The organism is Arsukibacterium sp. UBA3155 (assembly GCA_002364615.1).
Classification (GTDB): Bacteria; Pseudomonadota; Gammaproteobacteria; order Enterobacterales; family Alteromonadaceae; genus Alishewanella.
The window spans coordinates 167519-186817 of the sequence record DEYP01000019.1 but is presented as its reverse complement, the minus strand read 5'-3'; the positions used below and the strand labels follow the sequence as shown (position 1 = coordinate 186817).

At 50.6% G+C, this 19299-nt stretch carries 18 protein-coding genes; 10 read left to right on the top strand and 8 right to left on the bottom strand.

Going from position 1 to position 19299, the window contains the following annotated elements; all coding sequences use genetic code 11:
* Positions 1-57 precede the first annotated feature (57 nt).
* Both cysI and B2X65_RS09180 read right to left on the bottom strand, forming a co-directional pair.
* Positions 58-1776 carry an assimilatory sulfite reductase (NADPH) hemoprotein subunit gene (gene cysI / locus B2X65_RS09185; RefSeq protein ID WP_290612131.1) on the bottom strand — a complete coding sequence of 573 codons (1719 nt, stop codon included), beginning with the start codon at positions 1774-1776 and terminating at the stop codon, positions 58-60.
* Positions 1776-3584 (bottom strand): assimilatory sulfite reductase (NADPH) flavoprotein subunit, encoded by a 1809-nt coding sequence (locus B2X65_RS09180; protein WP_290612130.1) that lies wholly within the window; start codon positions 3582-3584, stop codon positions 1776-1778. Before B2X65_RS09180 ends, cysI begins: the two co-directional genes overlap by 1 nt.
* Before the next feature lie 336 nt (positions 3585-3920).
* On the opposite strand from B2X65_RS09180, the gene B2X65_RS09175 reads away from it, so the two are divergent.
* Complete coding sequence (locus tag B2X65_RS09175; RefSeq protein ID WP_290612129.1) at positions 3921-4748, top strand: DUF2884 family protein; 828 nt, start codon at positions 3921-3923, stop codon at positions 4746-4748.
* A 101-nt stretch (positions 4749-4849) separates the two neighbouring features.
* On the opposite strand, the gene B2X65_RS09170 is transcribed toward B2X65_RS09175, so the two are convergent.
* From B2X65_RS09170 to B2X65_RS09155, 4 genes are read right to left on the bottom strand one after another with little or no spacing between them, the layout of a single operon-like run.
* Positions 4850-5809, bottom strand: a complete 960-nt coding sequence (locus B2X65_RS09170) for an L-threonylcarbamoyladenylate synthase (protein ID WP_290612292.1) — start codon at positions 5807-5809, stop codon at positions 4850-4852.
* 5 nt (positions 5810-5814) lie between these two features.
* Positions 5815-6609 carry a DUF6671 family protein gene (locus B2X65_RS09165; protein ID WP_290612128.1) on the bottom strand — a complete coding sequence of 265 codons (795 nt, stop codon included), beginning with the start codon at positions 6607-6609 and terminating at the stop codon, positions 5815-5817.
* The gene (locus tag B2X65_RS09160) at positions 6606-9026 is read right to left on the bottom strand and encodes a DUF2309 domain-containing protein (protein ID WP_290612127.1); all 2421 of its coding nucleotides are present in this window, start codon (positions 9024-9026) and stop codon (positions 6606-6608) included. Before B2X65_RS09160 ends, B2X65_RS09165 begins: the two co-directional genes overlap by 4 nt.
* Positions 9023-10390, bottom strand: a complete 1368-nt coding sequence (locus B2X65_RS09155) for an NADH-quinone oxidoreductase subunit L (RefSeq protein WP_290612125.1) — start codon at positions 10388-10390, stop codon at positions 9023-9025. The genes B2X65_RS09160 and B2X65_RS09155 overlap by 4 nt, the downstream gene beginning before the upstream one ends.
* Positions 10391-10489: 99 nt before the next feature.
* Here B2X65_RS09155 and B2X65_RS09150 point away from each other — a divergent pair, with 99 nt between their 5' ends.
* The 4 genes from B2X65_RS09150 to B2X65_RS09135 all read left to right on the top strand — a co-directional run bounded on the left by B2X65_RS09150 (position 10490) and on the right by B2X65_RS09135 (position 14486).
* Entirely contained in the window at positions 10490-11365 is an 876-nt protein-coding gene (locus B2X65_RS09150) for a LysR family transcriptional regulator (protein ID WP_290612123.1), read from the top strand.
* 85 nt (positions 11366-11450) lie between these two features.
* Positions 11451-12512, top strand: a complete 1062-nt coding sequence (locus tag B2X65_RS09145; RefSeq protein WP_290612122.1) for a M20/M25/M40 family metallo-hydrolase — start codon at positions 11451-11453, stop codon at positions 12510-12512.
* 208 nt (positions 12513-12720) lie between these two features.
* On the top strand, positions 12721-13545 hold the full coding sequence (locus B2X65_RS09140) for an ABC transporter permease (RefSeq protein ID WP_290612120.1): 825 nt from the start codon (positions 12721-12723) through the stop codon (positions 13543-13545).
* Complete coding sequence (locus B2X65_RS09135; protein WP_290612119.1) at positions 13545-14486, top strand: ABC transporter ATP-binding protein; 942 nt, start codon at positions 13545-13547, stop codon at positions 14484-14486. The genes B2X65_RS09140 and B2X65_RS09135 overlap by 1 nt, the downstream gene beginning before the upstream one ends.
* Before the next feature lie 65 nt (positions 14487-14551).
* Here B2X65_RS09135 and B2X65_RS09130 read toward each other — a convergent pair whose 3' ends face one another.
* Complete coding sequence (locus B2X65_RS09130) at positions 14552-15844, bottom strand: MFS transporter (RefSeq protein ID WP_290612118.1); 1293 nt, start codon at positions 15842-15844, stop codon at positions 14552-14554.
* 145 nt (positions 15845-15989) lie between these two features.
* On the opposite strand from B2X65_RS09130, the gene B2X65_RS09125 reads away from it, so the two are divergent.
* The 5 genes from B2X65_RS09125 (at position 15990) to B2X65_RS09105 (ending at position 18840) form a co-directional block, all read left to right on the top strand.
* A complete protein-coding gene (locus B2X65_RS09125) occupies positions 15990-16436 on the top strand; it encodes an NfeD family protein (protein ID WP_290612117.1) in 447 nt (148 codons plus the stop codon).
* 27 nt (positions 16437-16463) lie between these two features.
* Positions 16464-17402 carry an SPFH domain-containing protein gene (locus tag B2X65_RS09120; RefSeq protein WP_290612115.1) on the top strand — a complete coding sequence of 313 codons (939 nt, stop codon included), beginning with the start codon at positions 16464-16466 and terminating at the stop codon, positions 17400-17402.
* 23 nt (positions 17403-17425) lie between these two features.
* Positions 17426-17779: a hypothetical protein gene (locus B2X65_RS09115; RefSeq protein ID WP_290612113.1), complete on the top strand. Its 354-nt coding sequence runs from the start codon at positions 17426-17428 to the stop codon at positions 17777-17779.
* Between the two features lie 190 nt (positions 17780-17969).
* On the top strand, positions 17970-18416 hold the full coding sequence (locus B2X65_RS09110; protein ID WP_290612112.1) for a hypothetical protein: 447 nt from the start codon (positions 17970-17972) through the stop codon (positions 18414-18416).
* A gap of 193 nt (positions 18417-18609) precedes the next feature.
* The gene (locus B2X65_RS09105) at positions 18610-18840 is read left to right on the top strand and encodes an aspartate/glutamate racemase family protein (RefSeq protein ID WP_290612111.1); all 231 of its coding nucleotides are present in this window, start codon (positions 18610-18612) and stop codon (positions 18838-18840) included.
* A gap of 90 nt (positions 18841-18930) precedes the next feature.
* On the opposite strand, the gene B2X65_RS09100 is transcribed toward B2X65_RS09105, so the two are convergent.
* Positions 18931-19251, bottom strand: a complete 321-nt coding sequence (locus tag B2X65_RS09100; RefSeq protein ID WP_290612110.1) for a hypothetical protein — start codon at positions 19249-19251, stop codon at positions 18931-18933.
* Positions 19252-19299: the final 48 nt, after the last annotated feature.

The window sequence follows — 19299 nt, the reverse complement described above, 5'->3', positions numbered from 1 at the left end:
CCTGCCATCGTATTCTCCGTTGGCGTGCCAGCCTGGCTAAAATGACGGTTCACGGTATCAGGCATGAAAGTCTGTCTTGGATACTTTCACTTCAGCCACCACGCCTTTGCGAATAACAAAATCACCGAAACATTCTTTACCATCGCGTTCAGCCGCCCACTGGCCAATTAAGTTATCCAGCTCACCCAGAATTTGCGCTTCGCCGACATTATCCAGGTACAACTTGGGAATGCGGGTACCCACCAGATTGCCGCCCAGATAAACATTGTATTTACCCGGCGCCCGGCCCACTAAGCCCACTTCGGCCAGCATGGCGCGGCCACAGCCATTCGGGCAGCCGGTTACCCGCAGTACAATGTGATCATCAGCCACCTGGTGCTTCGCCAGTAAGGCTTCTACCTTGCTGACCAGCTCAGGTAAATAACGCTCTGCTTCTGCCATGGCCAGTGGGCAGGTAGGGAACGAGACACAGGCCATCGAGTTTTTGCGCTGCTCACTGTGGCTGTCGTCTATTAAGCCGTGTTCACGCGCCAGCTGCTCAATTAAGGCTTTTTGCTCTGATGGCACGCCGGCGATAATCAGGTTCTGGTTCGCGGTCATCCGAAAGTCGCCCTGGTGCACTTTGGCAATGGCCGCTAAACCGGTTTTAAGCGGTTTACCCGGAAAATCCAGCACACGGCCATTTTCGATAAATAAGGTTAAGTGCTGCTTGCCATCTATGCCGTCTACCCAACCAAAGCGATCGCCACGCGTGGTAAACTCAAAAGGTTTAGCCGGTGCAAAAGCCACACCCACCCGCTGCTCCACTTCGGCTTTAAAAGTATCAACCCCAATCCGGTCAATGGTGTACTTGGTTTTGGCATTTTTGCGGTTAACTCTGTCGCCATAATCACGTTGCACGGTGACCACATGCTCGGCCACCTTTAGGGTATGCTCCAGGCCAATAAAGCCCAGTACTTCAGCCTTACGCGGGTAGGTAGAATTATCGCCAAAGGTCATCGCCAGGCCACCGCCGACCAGCACATTAAAGCCAATAAGCTTGCCGTGCTCGGCAATCGCCACAAAGTTTAAGTCATTGGCATGCACATCAATATCGTTATGCGGCGGGATAACCACCGTGGTTTTAAACTTACGCGGTAAGTAGTTTTCACCCAGTACCGGTTCGGTTTCAGTGGTTTCAACTTTTTCTTCGTCCAGCCATAACTCGGCGTAGGCGCGGGTCTTCGGCAATAAGTGCTCGCTTATCTGCACAGCCCACTGATACGCTTGCTGGTGCAGCTCAGACTCAACCGGGTTTGAGGTACACAACACGTTGCGGTTAACGTCACCGGCGGTAGCAATCGAATCGATACCAATGCTGTTTAAAAACTGGTGCATCGGTTTAATGTTCGGCTTTAACACACCATGAAACTGAAATGTCTGACGGGTAGTTAAACGAATGCTGCCATACATGGTTTTTTCAGCAGCAAACTGGTCAATAGCCAGCCATTGCTGTGGCGTAATAATACCGCCAGGCATCCGCGCCCGCAGCATGACGTTGTGCAACGGCTCCAGCTTTTGCGCAGCGCGCTCGGCCCGGATATCACGGTCATCCTGCTGGTACATGCCATGAAAACGCACCAGCATAAAGTTATCACCGTTAAAGCCACCGGTAATTTCGTCGCCCAGGTCCTGCTTAATGGTGCCGCGTAAATGCTCGCTTTCAGCTTTTAAACGCTCGTTGTCAGACAACTTGCCGCTAACCTGCAGCTCGGGTTTAATTGGGTATTGGCTCATTAGTACACATCCTTCTGGTAACGCTTGGCTACCCGTAATTCATCTAAATACTGCTGGGCTTGTTCGGCACTTTTATTGCCATGTTGCTGCACAATGTCCAGCAGGGCCTGATGCACATCTTTCGCCATACGGTTGGCATCACCACAAATATAGACATGAGCCCCCTGCTCCAGCCACTGATAGACTTCACTGGCATGCTTACGCAGCTTATCCTGCACATACACTTTTTCTGCGGTATCACGGCTGAACGCCACGTCCAACTTGCTTAGCAGGCCTTGCTTTAAATAGCCCTGCAGCTCGGTCTGGTATAAAAAGTCCTGGGTAAAATGGGGGTTACCAAACACCAGCCAGTTTTTACCGCTGGCACCGCGGGCATCCCGCTCCTGCAGAAAGGCTCGAAATGGTGCTATACCGGTACCAGGACCAATCATCAGCACCGGCGTATCGTCATTGGCCGGCAAACGGAAGTTGTTATTTTGCTCGACAAAGACCCGTACTTTATCGCCCTCGGCTAAGCGCTCGGCCAAAAAGCCAGAAGCCCCACCCAGATGCGGCTGACCAAAGGCATCGTAACGCACCACCGCCACGGTTAAATTCACCTCGTCTTCAACTTCCGCCTGTGATGAGGCAATAGAATAAAGCCGCGGTTGCTGTTTACGCAGTGCGTCAACCAATTGCTGAGCGGTAATGGTGCCGCCGGTTGCCGGATGTTCACGCACAATATCAATAATTTGCCGGTCGACCAGATAAGCGCGCAGTGCGGCTTTGTCTGCCGCTAATTGTGCCAGGGCTTCATTGGCGGTTGCTGCGGCATATTTATCGACAAATGCCGGATACGACTGGGTTAGCTCCAGTTGTTCAGTCAACGCCACTGCCAGGCTTAAGCTCTGGTTCGCCAGGCTAACTTCAGCTGCAGCTTCAAGATTGGTCAGGCTGAGTAATTCGCTGACCAGCGCCGGGTCGTTATTAAAATATAAACCCAGGGCATCGCCTGGCTGATAAGTTAAACCCGAGCCTTCCAGCGAAATTTCAATATGCCGGACATCTTTAGTAGAATCGCGGCCGGTTATTTTCTGGTTAGTATAAAGCTCAGCAGCAAAAGGCTGCTGCTTATTAAACTGGCTTGCTGCTGCGCTGGTCTGCCCCGGCCAGTTAATCACTTCAGCCGACGGCGCGCTGGCAAATTCCGGTTCTACCACGCTAATCAGGGCATTATTCCAGCTGGTGGCGGCGGCATCGTAGTCTACGTCCAGGTCAGCGCGGGCCTGCAGTCGCTGGCCACCTAATTCGGCCAGCCGCTCGTCAAAATCAGCAGCCGTTTTACAGAAAAATTCATAGCTGGTATCACCCAGACCCAGCACGGCAAATTTCAGTTGCGGCACTTTCGGTGCTTTTTTACTGAATAAAAAGTTATAGAAACTCACGGCATTTTCTGGCGGCTCACCTTCACCATACGTAGAGGTGACTATCACCAGGTACTGCTCATTCTTCAGCTGGCTGCTTTTATAATCGGCTAAATCAACTATTTTAGCGGCTATGTTTTTCGCTTTGGCCAATGCCGCCAACCCATCAGCAACATGGCGGGCATTACCCGTCTGCGAGCCATACACTATGGTCAGGGTTGCGCTGTTCGCTGCAGATACGGCAGGTGCAGTTACCTGGCCACCAGCCAGTTGGGCACTGGCAGCCAGATAACCACTGACCCAGGCCTGCTGAATAGGGTTCAGCTGGCTAACCAGCCCCTGCAGTTGCTGTACCTGCTGCTCTGATAACGGGCTGGCCTGCGCCACTAATGATGATAAAAGCATAAAAACACCTGTATAAACTTTATAGCGTTATTTTAGCCGTCCAAACGTATGCCGGTAAAAGAATGGATCTCTCTGCGTTATTCCAAATAGTAATTAAAAACAGCATAACCAAAGCCGGCGAGCCAATACGGGCTGTGCAGGTAACACGGATGCCAACGACGCAAGCCGCCTGATAATTTCGCTAATAAATGGCGTAAAACGCTAACACCAGCGCTGAATACAATTTCATCTCATTGAATATGACATTAAAAACAATAACTTATACTTTGGCATTGTCTTTGCCTTAGTTAGCTGTCATTTGAAAACTTATTTCACAACCCAGCAAGGATTAACAAAATGAAAATGTCTCTTATCGCCAGCGCAGTGGTTTGCAGCACCCTTAGCCTGAGTGCCCTTGTATATAGCAACAGCGCCGCGGCACATAGCAATCAAAGTTGTAATATCGAATTTGATAAAGATTTAGTCATTAATAGTAACAGTGTGCAGTTGCAGGACAGCGGCAACACGCTGTGGCTAATTAATGACGAGGGTCAGCTAACCCTTAATGGCAAAACTGTGAAAGTGAATACCGAAACCCGCGAATTACTGCGTGACTATCAGGCCGGCATTCGTCATCAGACGGTTGCGACCGTTGCACTGGTAGAAGATGCCCTGCTGATGGCCAGCGAGGCGCTAACCACGGTACTTAACGAGCTAACCGGTAAATCGCTGGATGACTATCCGGCAATGCAACAGGCACTCGCCAAAATTAGCGATGCCGCCAATCAGGTGGTGGTACAGGATGGTGACAATACCTACCTGTATGGCAGCCGGCTGGACACTATCGACCAGGCCTTTGGCCCTGAATTTGAACAGGCTATTGAAGAAGCCGTTACCCAATCAATGGGCAGCATTATGATGCTGGTGGGCAAGGCGATGACCAGCGGTGAAGGTAATTTTGAACAGCGGATGGAAGCCTTTGGTGCAAAAATGGAGAAGTTTGGTGAAAACCTGGAAGCTAAAATGGACATTAAAGCCGCTGCACTGGAGCAGCGTGGCGATGCACTCTGCGCCCAGGTAACCCAGCTGGACGCCCTGGAAACCCGGATCCAGCAGCAGATCCCGGCCATGCAACAATATGATTTATTTCAAAAGGGCGATGGCGCATTAAGCGTTCGCCGTTAACCGGTAACTCCCAACCACGACCTTTAGCGCAGGGGCTTTGCCTGCGCTTTTTTTATGTCTTATCGCGTACCTATATTAAATTAAAATGGGTCAGAGTGATTTTAAGTGTAACTGGCTCTGGTTAACCGATCATGTATCGCTCTCCAACCATCCTCGACTGGAGGCAGTTCACACCAGATAGCAGCCACTGCTGACTGATCTGCCCTAAATAACGTTCGATACAGCTGCTGCCCATACATTGCCGCGTTTGTTGGCATTGGATAGGAAATAACCATCGGATGAGCAGGGAAATGGCTGTAATGAAGTAATGCAACTGGCCGCTTTAATCCGTCCAGCTTTATCGTTAACTCCGCCAGGTGGGCACAATACAACGTTTTATCAGGTTGATAGTGGGCATCGATATTACCTGGCACCGCGACACTATGTTGCTTGGGTTGTGCAACAGCTTCGCCGAGCACTGCGGCAATGTCGGCAGCCGATACTGGCCCGGACCGGACAATAACCGGCTTGTCACCGGTCAGGTCAACAATCGTTGATTCCAGGCCGTACTGACAATCGCCGCCATCCAGCACTGCGGGTATTTTGCCTTGCATCCCTGCCAGTACCTGACGGGCTGAGGTGGGGCTAAGCTTTTTGTAAAGATTGGCAGAAGGCGCTGCAACCGTCAGTTCATATTGCTGCAGCAGCGACAGCAGCACCGGGTGTGATGGCATTCGTAAACCGATGGTATTTAATCCGCCAGTAACGACTGAACTGACGTGATCCGCTTTATGCAGTAATAAAGTAAGCGGGCCAGGCCAAAAGGCATCAGCCAGCGCAAAAGCGGTATTACTGACATTTTTTGCCCACTGACCGATAGCTGCGATATCCGATACATGGACGATTAATGGATGGTTTGCCGGCCGACCTTTGGCGGCAAAAATAGCGTTAACTGCCTCAGGGTTGGTCGCATCTGCTGCCAGGCCATAAACGGTCTCTGTTGGCACAGCGACCAACTGACCATTGTGCAGAAAATCAGCACATAATTTAATATCAGAATCGGATTCTGTGCTTAGGAGCATGGTATTCAAGGGTTACATTCCTGACAATATTGTTGGCTGGCATGACGGGCTGCCACGGGGGTAATGGTGGTATGGCCACAATGTTGACAACACGCCCGACGGTGCCGGGTCAGATTGGTGGCGACGCCACAGGCCTCGCAGGGTAAGCCCGGTAAGGCTTTATCTGGCCAAAACCCAGGGGTAGAACACTCTGGGCAATAGCTTTGCAAACGCCGGGCTAAATCATCAGCTGCCTGTTGAATATGCAAGCGACGCTGCGGGCTTAAATGAGCGCGCAAGTCATAACTCAGCGTAACATCGCCGTTTGCAAGCCTTAGTAGCGCCAGATTGTGCGCCTGAGCTACTGTAAGGGCTTTTTTTAAATAATGGCCTTGCTGCAGCAACAAATGTTGCCCGGGTTCAACGTCCGCTAATGCCTGTTCTAACGCCGCTGCGTCCTTAAGCTGCCATTGCCTGGCCAGCGAAGGACCGTAAAACCGGCCCGTTACTGCCCAACCTTCTGCCACATTGACACAACAGATCAGCTCCAGGTTGTAAGTGCCTATTCCAAACGGCCCGACAGAAAAGCTCCCCTCACTACCCAAGCCAATATCCCGCCCGGACAATTCAGCAGCCAAGGCGGCTTTACGAAACGCGCATTCCTGCGCCGTCATAAAACGCGGATACTCACCGGCAAAACTGCCAAGGGTATCCGTGTCGAAACTATCCAGCTCAGTTAGCTGCCAGCCAAGCTGGCTAAGCGCAGGCGCAATTAAGCGCGCTTTATCGTGCCGGGTTAACATAGCAACAGACGATGTCACATTACCACCTTATGCCAGCCCGCCTGCTGCCACTGATGCAAGGTGCCATCCTGGTCCAGCTGATACAGCCACAACCATTGGTTTTTTACCAGCGCCGCAACGTCATCTGAGCGGCGAATTATATTAGCAATAGCCTGTTTGGGGGCCGCAATAACAACCGTTAAACGCACAGGCTGATGCCGCAACTGGCTGCCATCATGCACCGACTGCCAGGCTAAACCGTTGCGTAAATCACCACCATTTCCTTCGAAAACCCCAATATGGCCGGCAACCACATTGTGCAGCAACTTATTACCACTGCCGTATTTTTCAGGCGCTACCACCGAGGCGTAATATTGCATATTGATCCAGTTAGTTACCACCATTGGCGCGGTCATAATGGTGTGCAACAGGCTGAACTCCGGGTCTTTTTCCGGATTATAGTCGTGTAAAAAACAGCGCCCCTGTAAATCCAGATCTTTGGTCAGGGAGCGCGGCGCCACAATAAACGCTGCATTGTTAGCAAGCCCCCATTCCGGTCGAAGTTGCGCCCAATCGCGGCTTCGCAACGTAAAAAAACGACTCAAGGCCGACGCGCTCACCGGCGGCCCAGCAAATTGACTGGCCCGTTGCTGCCTGGCTGACTCACTGGCCTGGCTTAGCCAACCAAGCCAGTTTGCCTCAGCAGGAGCCTGAAACACCTCCAGGGTGTCGGTCGTCGTGTGATGCATCGCTCCGTAGAACCGGGTGTCACTGGGGATATGCACGGTGTTTTGGCTATTAAGCTCAGCCCTTACCTCACTGCTGTTGAGCAGCTGTGCCAGCACTTTTACATTAACCTCACCAGTCTGGCCACCACAGGCACCACAATCCAGCGCTGCGGCATGCGGGTTATTACAGCTTGTGCTGCCATGCCCCACCAGTAATATGGTCGTTGCCAGGTTTTCAGTAAGACCCATCGCAAACAAGATACCACCTGCAAGCTCGGCTTGTTCCGCAACAGTAAGCGGCTGCTGCTCCTTGCAAAGATACCATTGGCCGTCATCCAGATACCTGTTCATGGCGTGTGGTGCGGCGCTGCGAAAAAAAGTGCGCTTGATCAGACTGAGCAGTTTAGTGGGGCCGGCGGCCTCTACCATGCCCAGGCTGGATGATGCCAAATCAAAGCTTTGCTTCCAACCCAGTGCAGGCTGGCGTAATAGCGTGACGTTTTCAGGGCGCACCTGACGAACTTCAAAGGCCGGTGCCAGTAAGCCGGGGAGTTGGGGTCGGCTTAACTTACTGTCTGCGGCTTTGTACGCAATAGGCAGGCCAAAAAAGCCAGCAAAACCCAGAGTCTGGATCCCAGCATCCTGCTGCTCTAATACCCGGCGCATTGGCTCTGAGCGAACATCGATACAAAACGCGGCCTGCAACGTCGGTCTGCTGGTGGTTGCACTAACATCCTTTGCAGACTGCCGCAGTTGGCGCAATAAAGGCTGCTGCACACTTAGCTCCAGCGCTCGCTGCCACACCTGACGAATACTATGCTGAGCCTGCGTGTTAAGCATCATGGCAGTATACTGTGTGCTCTGCCGTGTTAAGGCGGTGCTTAAGCGCTCATGACAACCCGCATCGCGCATACTGTGTTGCCATAATACCCAGTCCCAGCCCAGTAGCATGTAAAGTAACTGGCATACGGCCTCATGCCCCTGCCGCCCAGCCAGTTGCTGCTGCCAGTCAAGCCATGCCTGCCAACCCGCCCAGCCAGACAAGCTTTGCAGCAGGTTTTCCAAATAAGCCAGTTTTGCCTGCTCATCCGGGCACCAGATTTGCAGCCAGGGGCTAAGCTGTTGCAGTAACAATGAGGGCTGTGCAGGCACAGTGGCAAATAATGAGGTTAAATTAATTCCGGTAAGTACCTGCAGGCCTTTATCATGGCAGACCACCGATAACCAGCTTTGGTAGGCGTGATCTGGGCTGTCAGCTTTTACACTAAAGCGCTCAGGATACTGATAATACAACCCCATAAACTGGCTTAACTGCTGCTGTATCAGTTGCGGCCAGGGTAAGGTTCGCTGCGCTGGGGTCTGTTCTGACATCAGCTGTGCCAGTGATTGCCAGCGGCGCAACTCCTGAGGCTGGGCCAGCGCGGTGACGGCCTGATCAAGGGTCATGGTTAATTCTGCTTGCTGCAATGCCTGCTGCAGGTGCATGGGTGTTATTTGATGCTGCCACTGTGCTAAATACCACTGGGCACTCATCAGACAACTGGTTCCGGCAAGCAGCTGCTGCTCAGCACAGACCGAGGCAAAATGCTGCTGACGCTTGGGCCACCACGGATTTACTGCGATCATCTGATCCAGTGGCCATGCCGGAGCAATTTGACTGGCTGCCTTGGCAACCAGTGTTTGTAAGGCACAATCGCTGCGCTGCATTGTCGTCGATACTGCACTCATTTTACGCTCTCCACCTGAGTCAGGGCGCTAATGTCCGCTGTCTTTTTGCTATGATAAGGCCAAATTTTCAGGGTAACTTTAGTCGCCCACTCATCAAGGTATCCACCGGCGTTCAACCAGATAAATACCCGGTTTACCGCCCGGTGCCGGCTGTGGTAGCGCAGCAACACCGCCATCACAAACAGACCGGAAAATACCAGGCTGGTAACAACATCAGCCAACGGCGCTAACACGCTGCCGGTTGGCATTATCTGCTGCAACATATATTTACCGCTGAGATAAAGTGCCAGTAATCCGACGCCATACGCCAACGCCAGCATGACCCGCCATGGCCTGCGACTATCGGCCCGCGCCATTGATGGCATCAGTAGCACCGTAATAGCCAACACCAGCAGTACCGCGCTGCTCAGGCTGGAAAGAGGCAGTAGCTGATGAGCCAGCGCCACCAGCAGCGCGGCAGCCAACAGCGCCAGAACCCAGTGGCGGGTTTGCGGTTCAATTTGATCGGCCAGTTGAGCCGCCAGGTAATGGTTAACCGCATTGCCGCTGTACAAAAAGGCGTAAGCTTTGTAGCAGGAGTGTGCCAGCAAGTGCAGTAATGCCAGGGTGTATAAACCCAGCGCAATTTCTACCAGCATCAGACCCATTTGCGCCACCGTTGACCATGCCAGGCGCACCTTAATACTTATCCGGGTAGTCATGATCAGGGCCGCCAGCACAGTACTTGTCAGCGCAGCTACCAGCAGTAGCGTTGCGGCCGGCGCGCTGAGACTAAGCAAGGGCGAGAAGATTAGCAGTAAAATACCACCGAGATTAATAATACCGGCGTGCAACAAGGCGGAGACTGGCGTGGGTGCCTCCACCACCTGGATCAGCCAACCGTGCAGCGGTAGCTGGGCGCATTTAATCAGTGCCACGATGACCAGCAACCCGACGGCAAGATGGCCGCTAACGCTAAGGCTACTCTGAATACTCGCCTGATTAATAAGGTTGCCGATATCTGCAGTATTAAACTCGACATATAACAAAATAAACGCCAGAGCCAGCAACAGTTCACCAGTGCGGGCACTGAGCGCTTTCTTATGGGCGGCCAGCTGGGCACGGGGGCGTTCAGGATAAAACAACAATAACTGTTGCAAGCTAAGACTGATCCAGCACCAGCCTAACCAGAATAACATCAGATGGTTGCTGAGCAGGGTAAACACCGTCGCCGTCAGGGTCAGCGCTAAAGCCCGCATAAAACGCAGTTTGTTCGGCTCACCGGCCAAGGCTGTGGCGCTGTAACGCCAGATAACCACAGCCAGCAAGGCTACCAGTGCCAGCAGCACCAGTTTTAATGGAGTGACAGTTAATAACGAATTCATCGCACACCTTTAATTTTAATTAACTGGCGCTATTGTGTGCAGCAAACTACTATAAGTAAAATACATAATAAAACACAAATCATTCACTAAAAGAGAACCATGAGCCGGTTAAACTACCATCATCTATATTATTTCTGGCAGGTAGCCCGTGGCACAAACCTGACGGAAACCGCCCAGCGCCTGCATATTTCACAATCTGCGTTGTCTTCTCAGATAAAGCAGTTAGAGCAAAGTATGCAGGTGCAGTTATTCCGTCGCGAAAACCGCAAACTGGTGCTTACAGACAGTGGCTACCAGACTCTTAAATACGCCGAAGATATTTTCAGTCGCGGTGCTGAGCTTGAACAATTGCTGGCGCAGGGCATGCAGCCTCAGCACAGTCCCATCCGGATTGGCACCTTAGCGACCATGTCACGAAACTTTATTGAAAGCTTTATTACCCCGTTACTGAGTAAAAGTGAGGCGCGCTACAGTTTGTTGTCAATGAACCAGACCACGCTGTTAAATGCGCTGGCCCAACATCAGCTCGATTTGGCATTAACGAATATTGCCGTGCAGGGCAACGATAACCAGTTATGGCAATGCCGCTTACTGGCCAGACAACCTGTCGCCGTGATTGGCCCGCCCGGCAAGCATGCCGGTGATAAGCTCAACGACTACACAAGACAACGCTGGGTGTTACCGCCGGTGCAAAGCCCGGTGCGCACCGCCTTTGATGCCCTGGCAGCACAATACCAGTTGCAACCTGACATAATCGCCGAGGCCGACGATATGGCGATGCTGCGCTTGCTGGCCCGCGACAGCGGCGCGCTGGCCGTGATTCCGGAGGTGGTGGTAAAAGACGAATTGCAAAGCGGCCGCTTGTATAAGTACCTGGCGCTGCCACAGATTTACGAAAACTTTTACATTATTACTACCCAACGTGAGCTGTTACACCCACAACTGAACCTGCTACTACAGGCATTCGCACATTAAAATGGGTCAGAGTGATTTTTTTGCATCGGCAGCAGGCTGTTATTTGTTAAGCTGGCTGCAATTTAAAAAGCAGTAAGGAATGTTAATGTCTGTTGTGAAAAGACTATACCTGGCGGGCGCGGCGGCGTTAGTTATTGCCGCTATTTTGTTATACACCCTGGCCTGGCCGGCGTGGCAGCAACAACTTACCCAACAGGAAAGCGAGCGGCTGGCCCAGTTAGTTGCCAATGCCAGACCCGCTGCACCGCAAAACCGCTTAAACCCGCAACGGATGCTGGCAGATCTGAACTGGCTGGCTCACCCCGACCGGCAAGGGCGTAAGCCTGGCACCGACGGCGGTATTGCTGCCCGCAACTGGCTGGCCCAACAATTTGCCGATATTGGCTTGCAGAGCGCAGGCACTGATGGCTATTTACAACCTTTTAGCGTGGCAGAGCATTTTGTATTCAGCCGCTGGATAGCGGGCAAAAGCGCCACCGTGCCAGCAGCGGAAAACGCCGCAAATGTGCTGGGTTTATTACCCGGTACTAATCCGGCTTTAAAACCCATAGTACTAACGGCGCATTATGATCATCTGGGTAGCCATGATGGTGAGCTGTTTGCCGGTGCCGATGACAATGCCTCTGGTGTTGCTACCTTGCTGGAGCTGGCGCGGTATTTTCGGCAACAGCCGATTGCTCACCCGTTGTTATTTGTGGCGCTGGATGCCGAGGAAGGAGGCTTACAGGGAGCGGTCGCGTTGTTTGAGCATCAGTTGTTGCAACCAGAGCAGCTGGCGTTTAACGTCAATATGGATATGCTCAGCCGCGACACGAATCAATTACTATTTGCCGTAGGCAGTTATCAGCAACCCTGGCTAACGCCACTGTTACAGACGCTGCAACAGCAAAGTTCGGTAAAAATTATCGCCGGCCACGACCGGCCCTGGTACCAGGCTGGCAACACGCAGGACTGGACCTTGAGCTCAGACCATGGCGTATTTTTTCAACAGCAGGTTCCCTTTATTTATTTCGGGGTGGCTGATCATGAAGATTATCATTCGGTGCGGGATACAGCCGATAAAGTCGACACTGACTTTTACCTGCAGGTAAGTGAAACCATTCTGAGTTTTATTCAGGCGTTGGATCAGCACCTTAACCAGGGTTAAACCGTTAACTGTTTGATAGCTGACAACGGGTTAACAACATGATGAAAAGTGGTGAAAAAAACCACTTTTTTGGCCATTATTACACGAAGCCGCGCGTTCACGCACACTTTTATTATTCAACCCCATGATATATAACAATTTAAAACATGGCACTCTTTGTGCAAAATCACGGATAGAAAAACAAAGAAAACAATAAAAGGAAGTATTTATGCCAATGATAATGTTACTGCGTCAGATCCGGCTGTTTAGCCAGGTCGAACTGTCCCGGTTGTGGCTGACCCGCCGCGGCCTGATGACCCTGGCGGCCACTGCCGTGGTCTGGTTTTTCCTGTTGCGTTACGCCATTGCCCCGGCCAGCGAAATACTGCAGGAACCGAATTTTCAGAAGTCCTTAACGGCGGCCTTTGGCATGCTTGGTCTGCATCAACTGCTGAACTGGCCGGCACCAGAGCTGACGCTGTACTGGATGCTGAGTCTAATCTTACTGCCCTTTCTAAGCCTGGTGTTTACCGCGAATCAACTGTCCAGCGATGCCGCTCGCGGTACCTTGCGCTTTATCAGCCTGCGCAGCAGCCGCACCGCCATTGTACTGGGCCGTTTCTGTGGCCAGTTAATCGTACAGCTGTGTTTAATTCTGTTATCACTGACGGCAACCCTGGCTATCAGCGCAGTTCGACAAGGTGGCATCAGCTGGCAGGCTATTGAGGCCGCTTTGCTGATAAGCTGCCACCTGCTGATCGTATTAATGCCTTTTACTGCTTTAATGACGGTTTTCTCAGCCTGGGCCCGCTCCTCAAGACTGGCTCTAAGCCTGGCAATTGTAAGCCTGGGGGTAGCATTTGGATTGCTCAGCTGGCTTATTTATCATCAGCCCGACACGGCGTTTTTACTGGAATATATGCCAGGCGCGCAAATATGGCAGCTTATTCCGGCTCAGGGCTGGCAAAGCCTGCAACTGGCAGCACTACCGCTGGCACAAACGGCCGTATTTCTGTTAATTGCCCAGCAAATTTTAAGCCGGAGGGCGCTGTAATGAACAATCCAATAATTAAAGTAAGTCAGTTAACAAAAAGCTATGGCCGGCATAAAGTACTGAACAATATCAGCTTTGAAATTAATACAGGCGAAACCGTGGCATTAATTGGCCAGAACGGCGCGGGTAAAACGACCTTGTTCAGCTTGCTATGTGGTTATATTAAAGCCGACAGCGGCAGCATGCAGCTGCTTGGACAGCAACCTGGCAGTCAGGCCTTATTTGGCAACGTATCAGCTTTGCCGCAGGATGCTCAGCTGGACCCGGCTTTTAGTATTGGGGAGCAGCTTTGTTTTTACGGTCAGTTGCAGGGTTTAACCGCCCGCGCAGCACGGGCCGAAACCGAGCGGGTGCTGGCACTGGTTGACCTTGGGTCACACTATCACACCAAAGCCGGCGCACTTAGCCACGGCATGCGCAAACGGGCCTGTATGGCACAGGCGTTTATCGGCTCGCCAGCACTTATTTTGCTGGACGAGCCGACCGCCGGGCTCGATCCGGCCAATGCACTGCATATTCGTGAGCTTATTAGCGATTTAAGCCAGCACACCAGCTTTTTAATTAGCTCACATAATATTTTCGAGCTGGAGCGACTGTGTAACAAGGTATTGTATTTACAAGATGGCCAGCTGCAGCAACATCATGCTCAACCCAATGAGAGTACCGCGCATTTAAGCCTGCAACTTGCTGCCGGGCCAGGTAACGCTGTTGTCGATAGTGAAGAAGTGTGTCAGCAGCTGCGGCAATTAGCGGGTGTAAAAGAAGTCACAGCAGGGCGTAACCATGAATATCAGCTTAGCTACCAATCTCAGGTGGTAGATGATTTCGATATCAGGTTGTTGCAATGTCTGGCCGCTAATGGCTGGCAGTACAAACAGCTAAGCAAAGGCAAAAGTCTGGAACAGCAGCTTTTCGCCCGCAAAAAAATGGCGGCGGTCTAGCATGGCTAAGAAGCTGGCAAGCCATGTTTGCCAGTTTCTTTACCTGAATAGCGGCTAACCGTTATTCAACTAGATTTGGATACTTCAGGTAATTTCAGGGCATACAGTAAACCCGCCAGACAGCTGGCGGCAAAAAACCACAGCACTGCGGATAAAGACCACCAGGCCAGCAAGCTGCTAAGGCCGCCCACCACTAACAACAATACGCCGATAAGCGAATTACTGACTGAGACATAATCGGTACGCTTATTGCCCGATGCCATATCGAGCAAATACGTTTTGCGCCCCACTCGCACTCCGGCATGACCAACACTTAACAGCAAAAACAGCAGCAGATAACCATATAATGGCAGTTCGCCAACTACCATTTGCAAGACCGCCAGCACCGCGCAGCCTGTCAGCGCCAGAGCGGCAGCAATAATAATCACCTGACGGCTACTGCGATCGGCCAGCCTGCCCCAGAAGACGGCACTGAGCGCACTGGCTAAACTGGTGCAAATTAAAAACCAGGCCAGAGTCTGGCCATTGCTATGCTGTTGCTGAGCCAGCAGCACCAGAAAGGGAGAAACCAGCGCCGATCCTAACAATAAACCACGGCAGATAACAAACTGCCGAAACTGCGTGTCCGTTCGCATTAAACCCAGATTCTGCCAGGCCTGCTGCAGCGCATTAGCACCACCATCGGTCTCACCAGGTTGCTCCTGCACCTGGCTGAAAAGCGCTGCAGCGCTGAACCATAACAAACCGGCGGCAACGAGTAGCACCACATAAACTAACAAATTGTCTGGCTCCTGGCGCAGCAACCAAAATGATACCAATAGTGTCAGCACACCAGATACGGTACCGGCAATGCCGGTTAACTGGCCGCGCTGGCCTTTGGGTACTGTTTTGCCCTTTACGTCTTTCATGGCCACTGAACATAAACCACGGCCCAGGCTAAATAATACCAGCAAACCAATAATTGCCAGGCCGGCCAGAACGCCCTGCCACTGGCTGACCGCCAGAGCCATTGCCAGCACACAGCTACCCTGGACGATACTGCCGGCAATCCAGAATGTTTTGCGCACCGCATAGCGCCGCACCCAGGCACCGATCAGTAATTGCGGTAACATTGAACCAGATTCGCGAATGGGCACCAGCCAGGCCACCATTGCCGCTGGCGCACCCACAACACTCATCAGCCAGGTTAATACGGTTTTGGGACTGGTTAATAAATCACCCAGACTGAGCAGTAGCTGGCTAAGCAGCAACAAGACAAAGTTTTTAGGTACTTTGGTACAGGCATTGTCCGGTATATCCTTACACGCCCGGGCATCTTCTTCATTGATCAGTAATTCATATATTTTCCGCTCGGCCATAACCCTGCTTCTGTTGTTAATTGTAAACCTCTACCACCGTCATAGTTTATTACAAATGAAACAGTAGCAAGCTATTAAATTGATTGACCCTTTTATCTAACATCAGGTACTGTTTGTGGCTCAATTTCTTCTACAGGATAAAGCTATGAGTATCGCAATGATCTGGATCATCGTTGGCGTGCTATTAATTCTGTCAGAACTGCTGGCGACCAGTATTGTTGCCGTATTTCTGGGGATAGGCGCTATTGTCGTTGGCATATTATTGCAGCTGGGCTGGATAGAATCTGCCACCATGCAATACCTTGTTTTCGGTATCGTCAGCCTGGCATTATTGCTTTTAGCCCGTGGTCATTTTAAGCGCTGGTTTACCGGTTATGTCGCTGACAGTGGTGAGCAACCAAGTCGGCTGAAAGACGATATCGGCAACCGGGTTATTGTGCTCAATGATTTTACCCAGGGCGCAGGCCGTGTAGTATTAAACGGCGTACAATGGGACGCTCGCTCTAACGAGGCATTAAAAGCGGGCGAAGTCGCCTGGGTAATTGCCAATGAAGGCATTCATTTAATTGTGTCGGCGCAGCAGCCGGTTTGATAATTAGTTATAAAGGAAAAACTGAAAATGGAAGAATTTGATATTCAAACGGTACTGACGCTGGGCTTTGCGATAGCGGTAGTGATTACCATTATAAAAACTGCCCGGGTAGTACCGCAGAAATCTAACTTTGTAATTGAACGCCTGGGTAAATACTCACGCACCCTCGACTCTGGCTTTCATATTCTTATCCCGTTTATCGACAAGGTAGCTTACACCCACAGTTTAAAAGAAGAAGTCATAGACGTAGAGCGCCAAACCTGTGTTACCCGTGACAACATTCAGGTAGGCATTAACGGCGTGCTGTATTTACAGGTGGTAGACCCGCACAAAGCCAGTTACGGCATCAATGACTATCGCTATGCGTCTTCGCAACTGGCACAAACTACTATGCGGTCAGTTATTGGTCAGACTGACTTAGATAAAACCTTTGAAGAGCGGGCTAAAATTAACGAAGAAGTAGTAAAAGCACTGGATGAAGCGGCCTCGCCGTGGGGCATTAAAGTGCTGCGTTATGAAATCTCTGACATCGAATTACCGCTTAGCATTAAAGATGCGTTAGAACAGCAAATGCGTGCAGAGCGGGAACGTCGGGCGGCCATTGCTAAATCAGAAGGTGAACGTCAGGCGATGATTAACGTGTCTGAAGGCCAGAAGCAGGAGGTTATTAACCTGTCAGAAGGTGACAAGATGCGTCAGATCAACGAAGCCGAAGGTCGCGCCCGCGAAATAGAACTGATTGCCATCGCTACCGCCGAAGGTATCCGCCAGATAGCCGAGGCCATTAACCACCCGGGTGGTTCGGAAGCAGTAAGCCTGCGGGTAGCCGAGCAATATGTAAAAGAGTTTGGTAATCTGGCCAAAACCAACAACACCATGATCGTACCTGCCGAACTAGCTAATATCGGCGGCGCCGTTGCGGGCCTGACTGAAATACTGAAAATAGCCCGGCCGGGTGCGAAATAAGGCCGCAGCCAAAGGAGTAATTTATGGCGACTCAACAAAGTTTTAATGAAGCATTACTGAAGCTGGCTATTTTAATGTACCGCGTTGACGGCAAAATACGCTTAAACGAGCAGGAGCTGGTAGATGACATTGCCGACAGTTTAGACTGGACCGGCGTGAACAGCATTACCGCTATACAAAGCCAGGCCATGGCCGATGTACGTCAGGCCATCAGCTCTAATAAAGTAGAAAGCTATATAACCGGGTTAAAAAGCGACTTAATGTTTAATAAGCAACAAGCGCTGGATACCGCTAAGCAAATTATGCAAAGTGATGGTGAAGAAGCCATTCAGGAACGTCGCCTGTATGACATGCTTCGCCAGTCAGTATTGGTATAACCTGCCAGGGTGTGTTTGGAGCGAAAGCCAGCATAATGCTGGCTTTTTTATTTAGATCGAATCGCTAAAAACTATGACTGACGTATTCACTCCCATTGAAGCCATTATGATGGATCAGCTAAGTTTTGATATGTGGCGGGTGAAACTAGAAGCTAAGATGGTTCAACGGATAAAAAGAGCAGGTTAATTTATGTTAAAGAAGATTTTGTTTCCTGTTTCGTTGGCACTGTCAGTATTTGCTTGTAACGGAGTGGAGATTGAAAAAAAATTAATTAACAACATCGTTCCTTCTGAAATATGCACCGAAAAGGCTGCCTTTGACGGAGAGACCACGGTTATATTTTCTGAATGTGAGCACTACGAATTCATAAATCAATATACCGTAACAGATGCGATGAGCATGGCTGATTTCAGTGAGTTCATTGCTAATTACAAGCTCGGGTCTGAGTATGAAACTAGACTTGAGCAGGAGTTGTTGCGCCACTTTGACGCAATGATTTCACCATTCGACCCTGATACGAAAGTAAGCCAACACGATAATTTGATATTATTTCAATCGAAGAGTCATCTCGCGTTATTTCAGCGTAATGATAACCATTGGTTACTTACCAAGGCGGTATTGCCACAGGCTGACTAATTAGTGTTAAAAAAGAAAAGCCAGGGCAGTGCTGGCTTTGCTAATTTTAAGGCAACTACCATGAAAACAATTGGCTTGCTGGGCGGTATGAGTTGGCAGTCGACCATTCCTTACTACCGCATAATAAATGAAACGGTGAAACAGCAGCTTGGTGGCCTGCACTCGGCTAAAGTTATTCTATACAGCGTTAATTTTGCCGAAATTGAGCAGATGCAGCGAGCTGTGTCTGGGCAAGGTGCTGCCAGAGTCAAGAGAACAGTATCGCCAGATCATTGGCCAGCTTATCGACCAGGGTGCCGAGGCTATTATTCACGGCTGCACTGAAATTTCTTTGCTGGTATCCCAGCAGGACTCTGTCGCGCCCCTGTTTGATACCACCAGCATCCATGCCTGCAGCGCCGCTGAACTGGCGTTGCGGTCATAGTGGTTTCGGTCAATAAGGTCATTACAAATTGGATCTGACCCTTAACATCCAAATTGGATCTGACCCTTAACATCGCTGGCAGAATAGCAATCAGCTAACCTGTTTCCGTTTTTTGATCTTTTGCAACGACATCGCGATAAAATCTAATACTAAAGCAATTGCAAAAGCATAAATCGGTACCAGCACCTCAATTGCATTATTTAACGGGTCAATCTCAATGGTAATGTCGAAAAGCAGACGGTGAATTAATTGATCAAGCGCCATAAAAATCAGACAACTGGCAAATATCATAAAAATGGCTTTGGGATAGCTAATATTTAGTAAACGGTTAATCAACACCGGCATACCGATTATCAAAATAAGGCTGAATACACCATAAATCATACCGAGTCGTTCCTGATATTCGATCATCTCCAGCTCCATAGTGATGTTAGTAATGTTAGTAATGTTATTAATGTT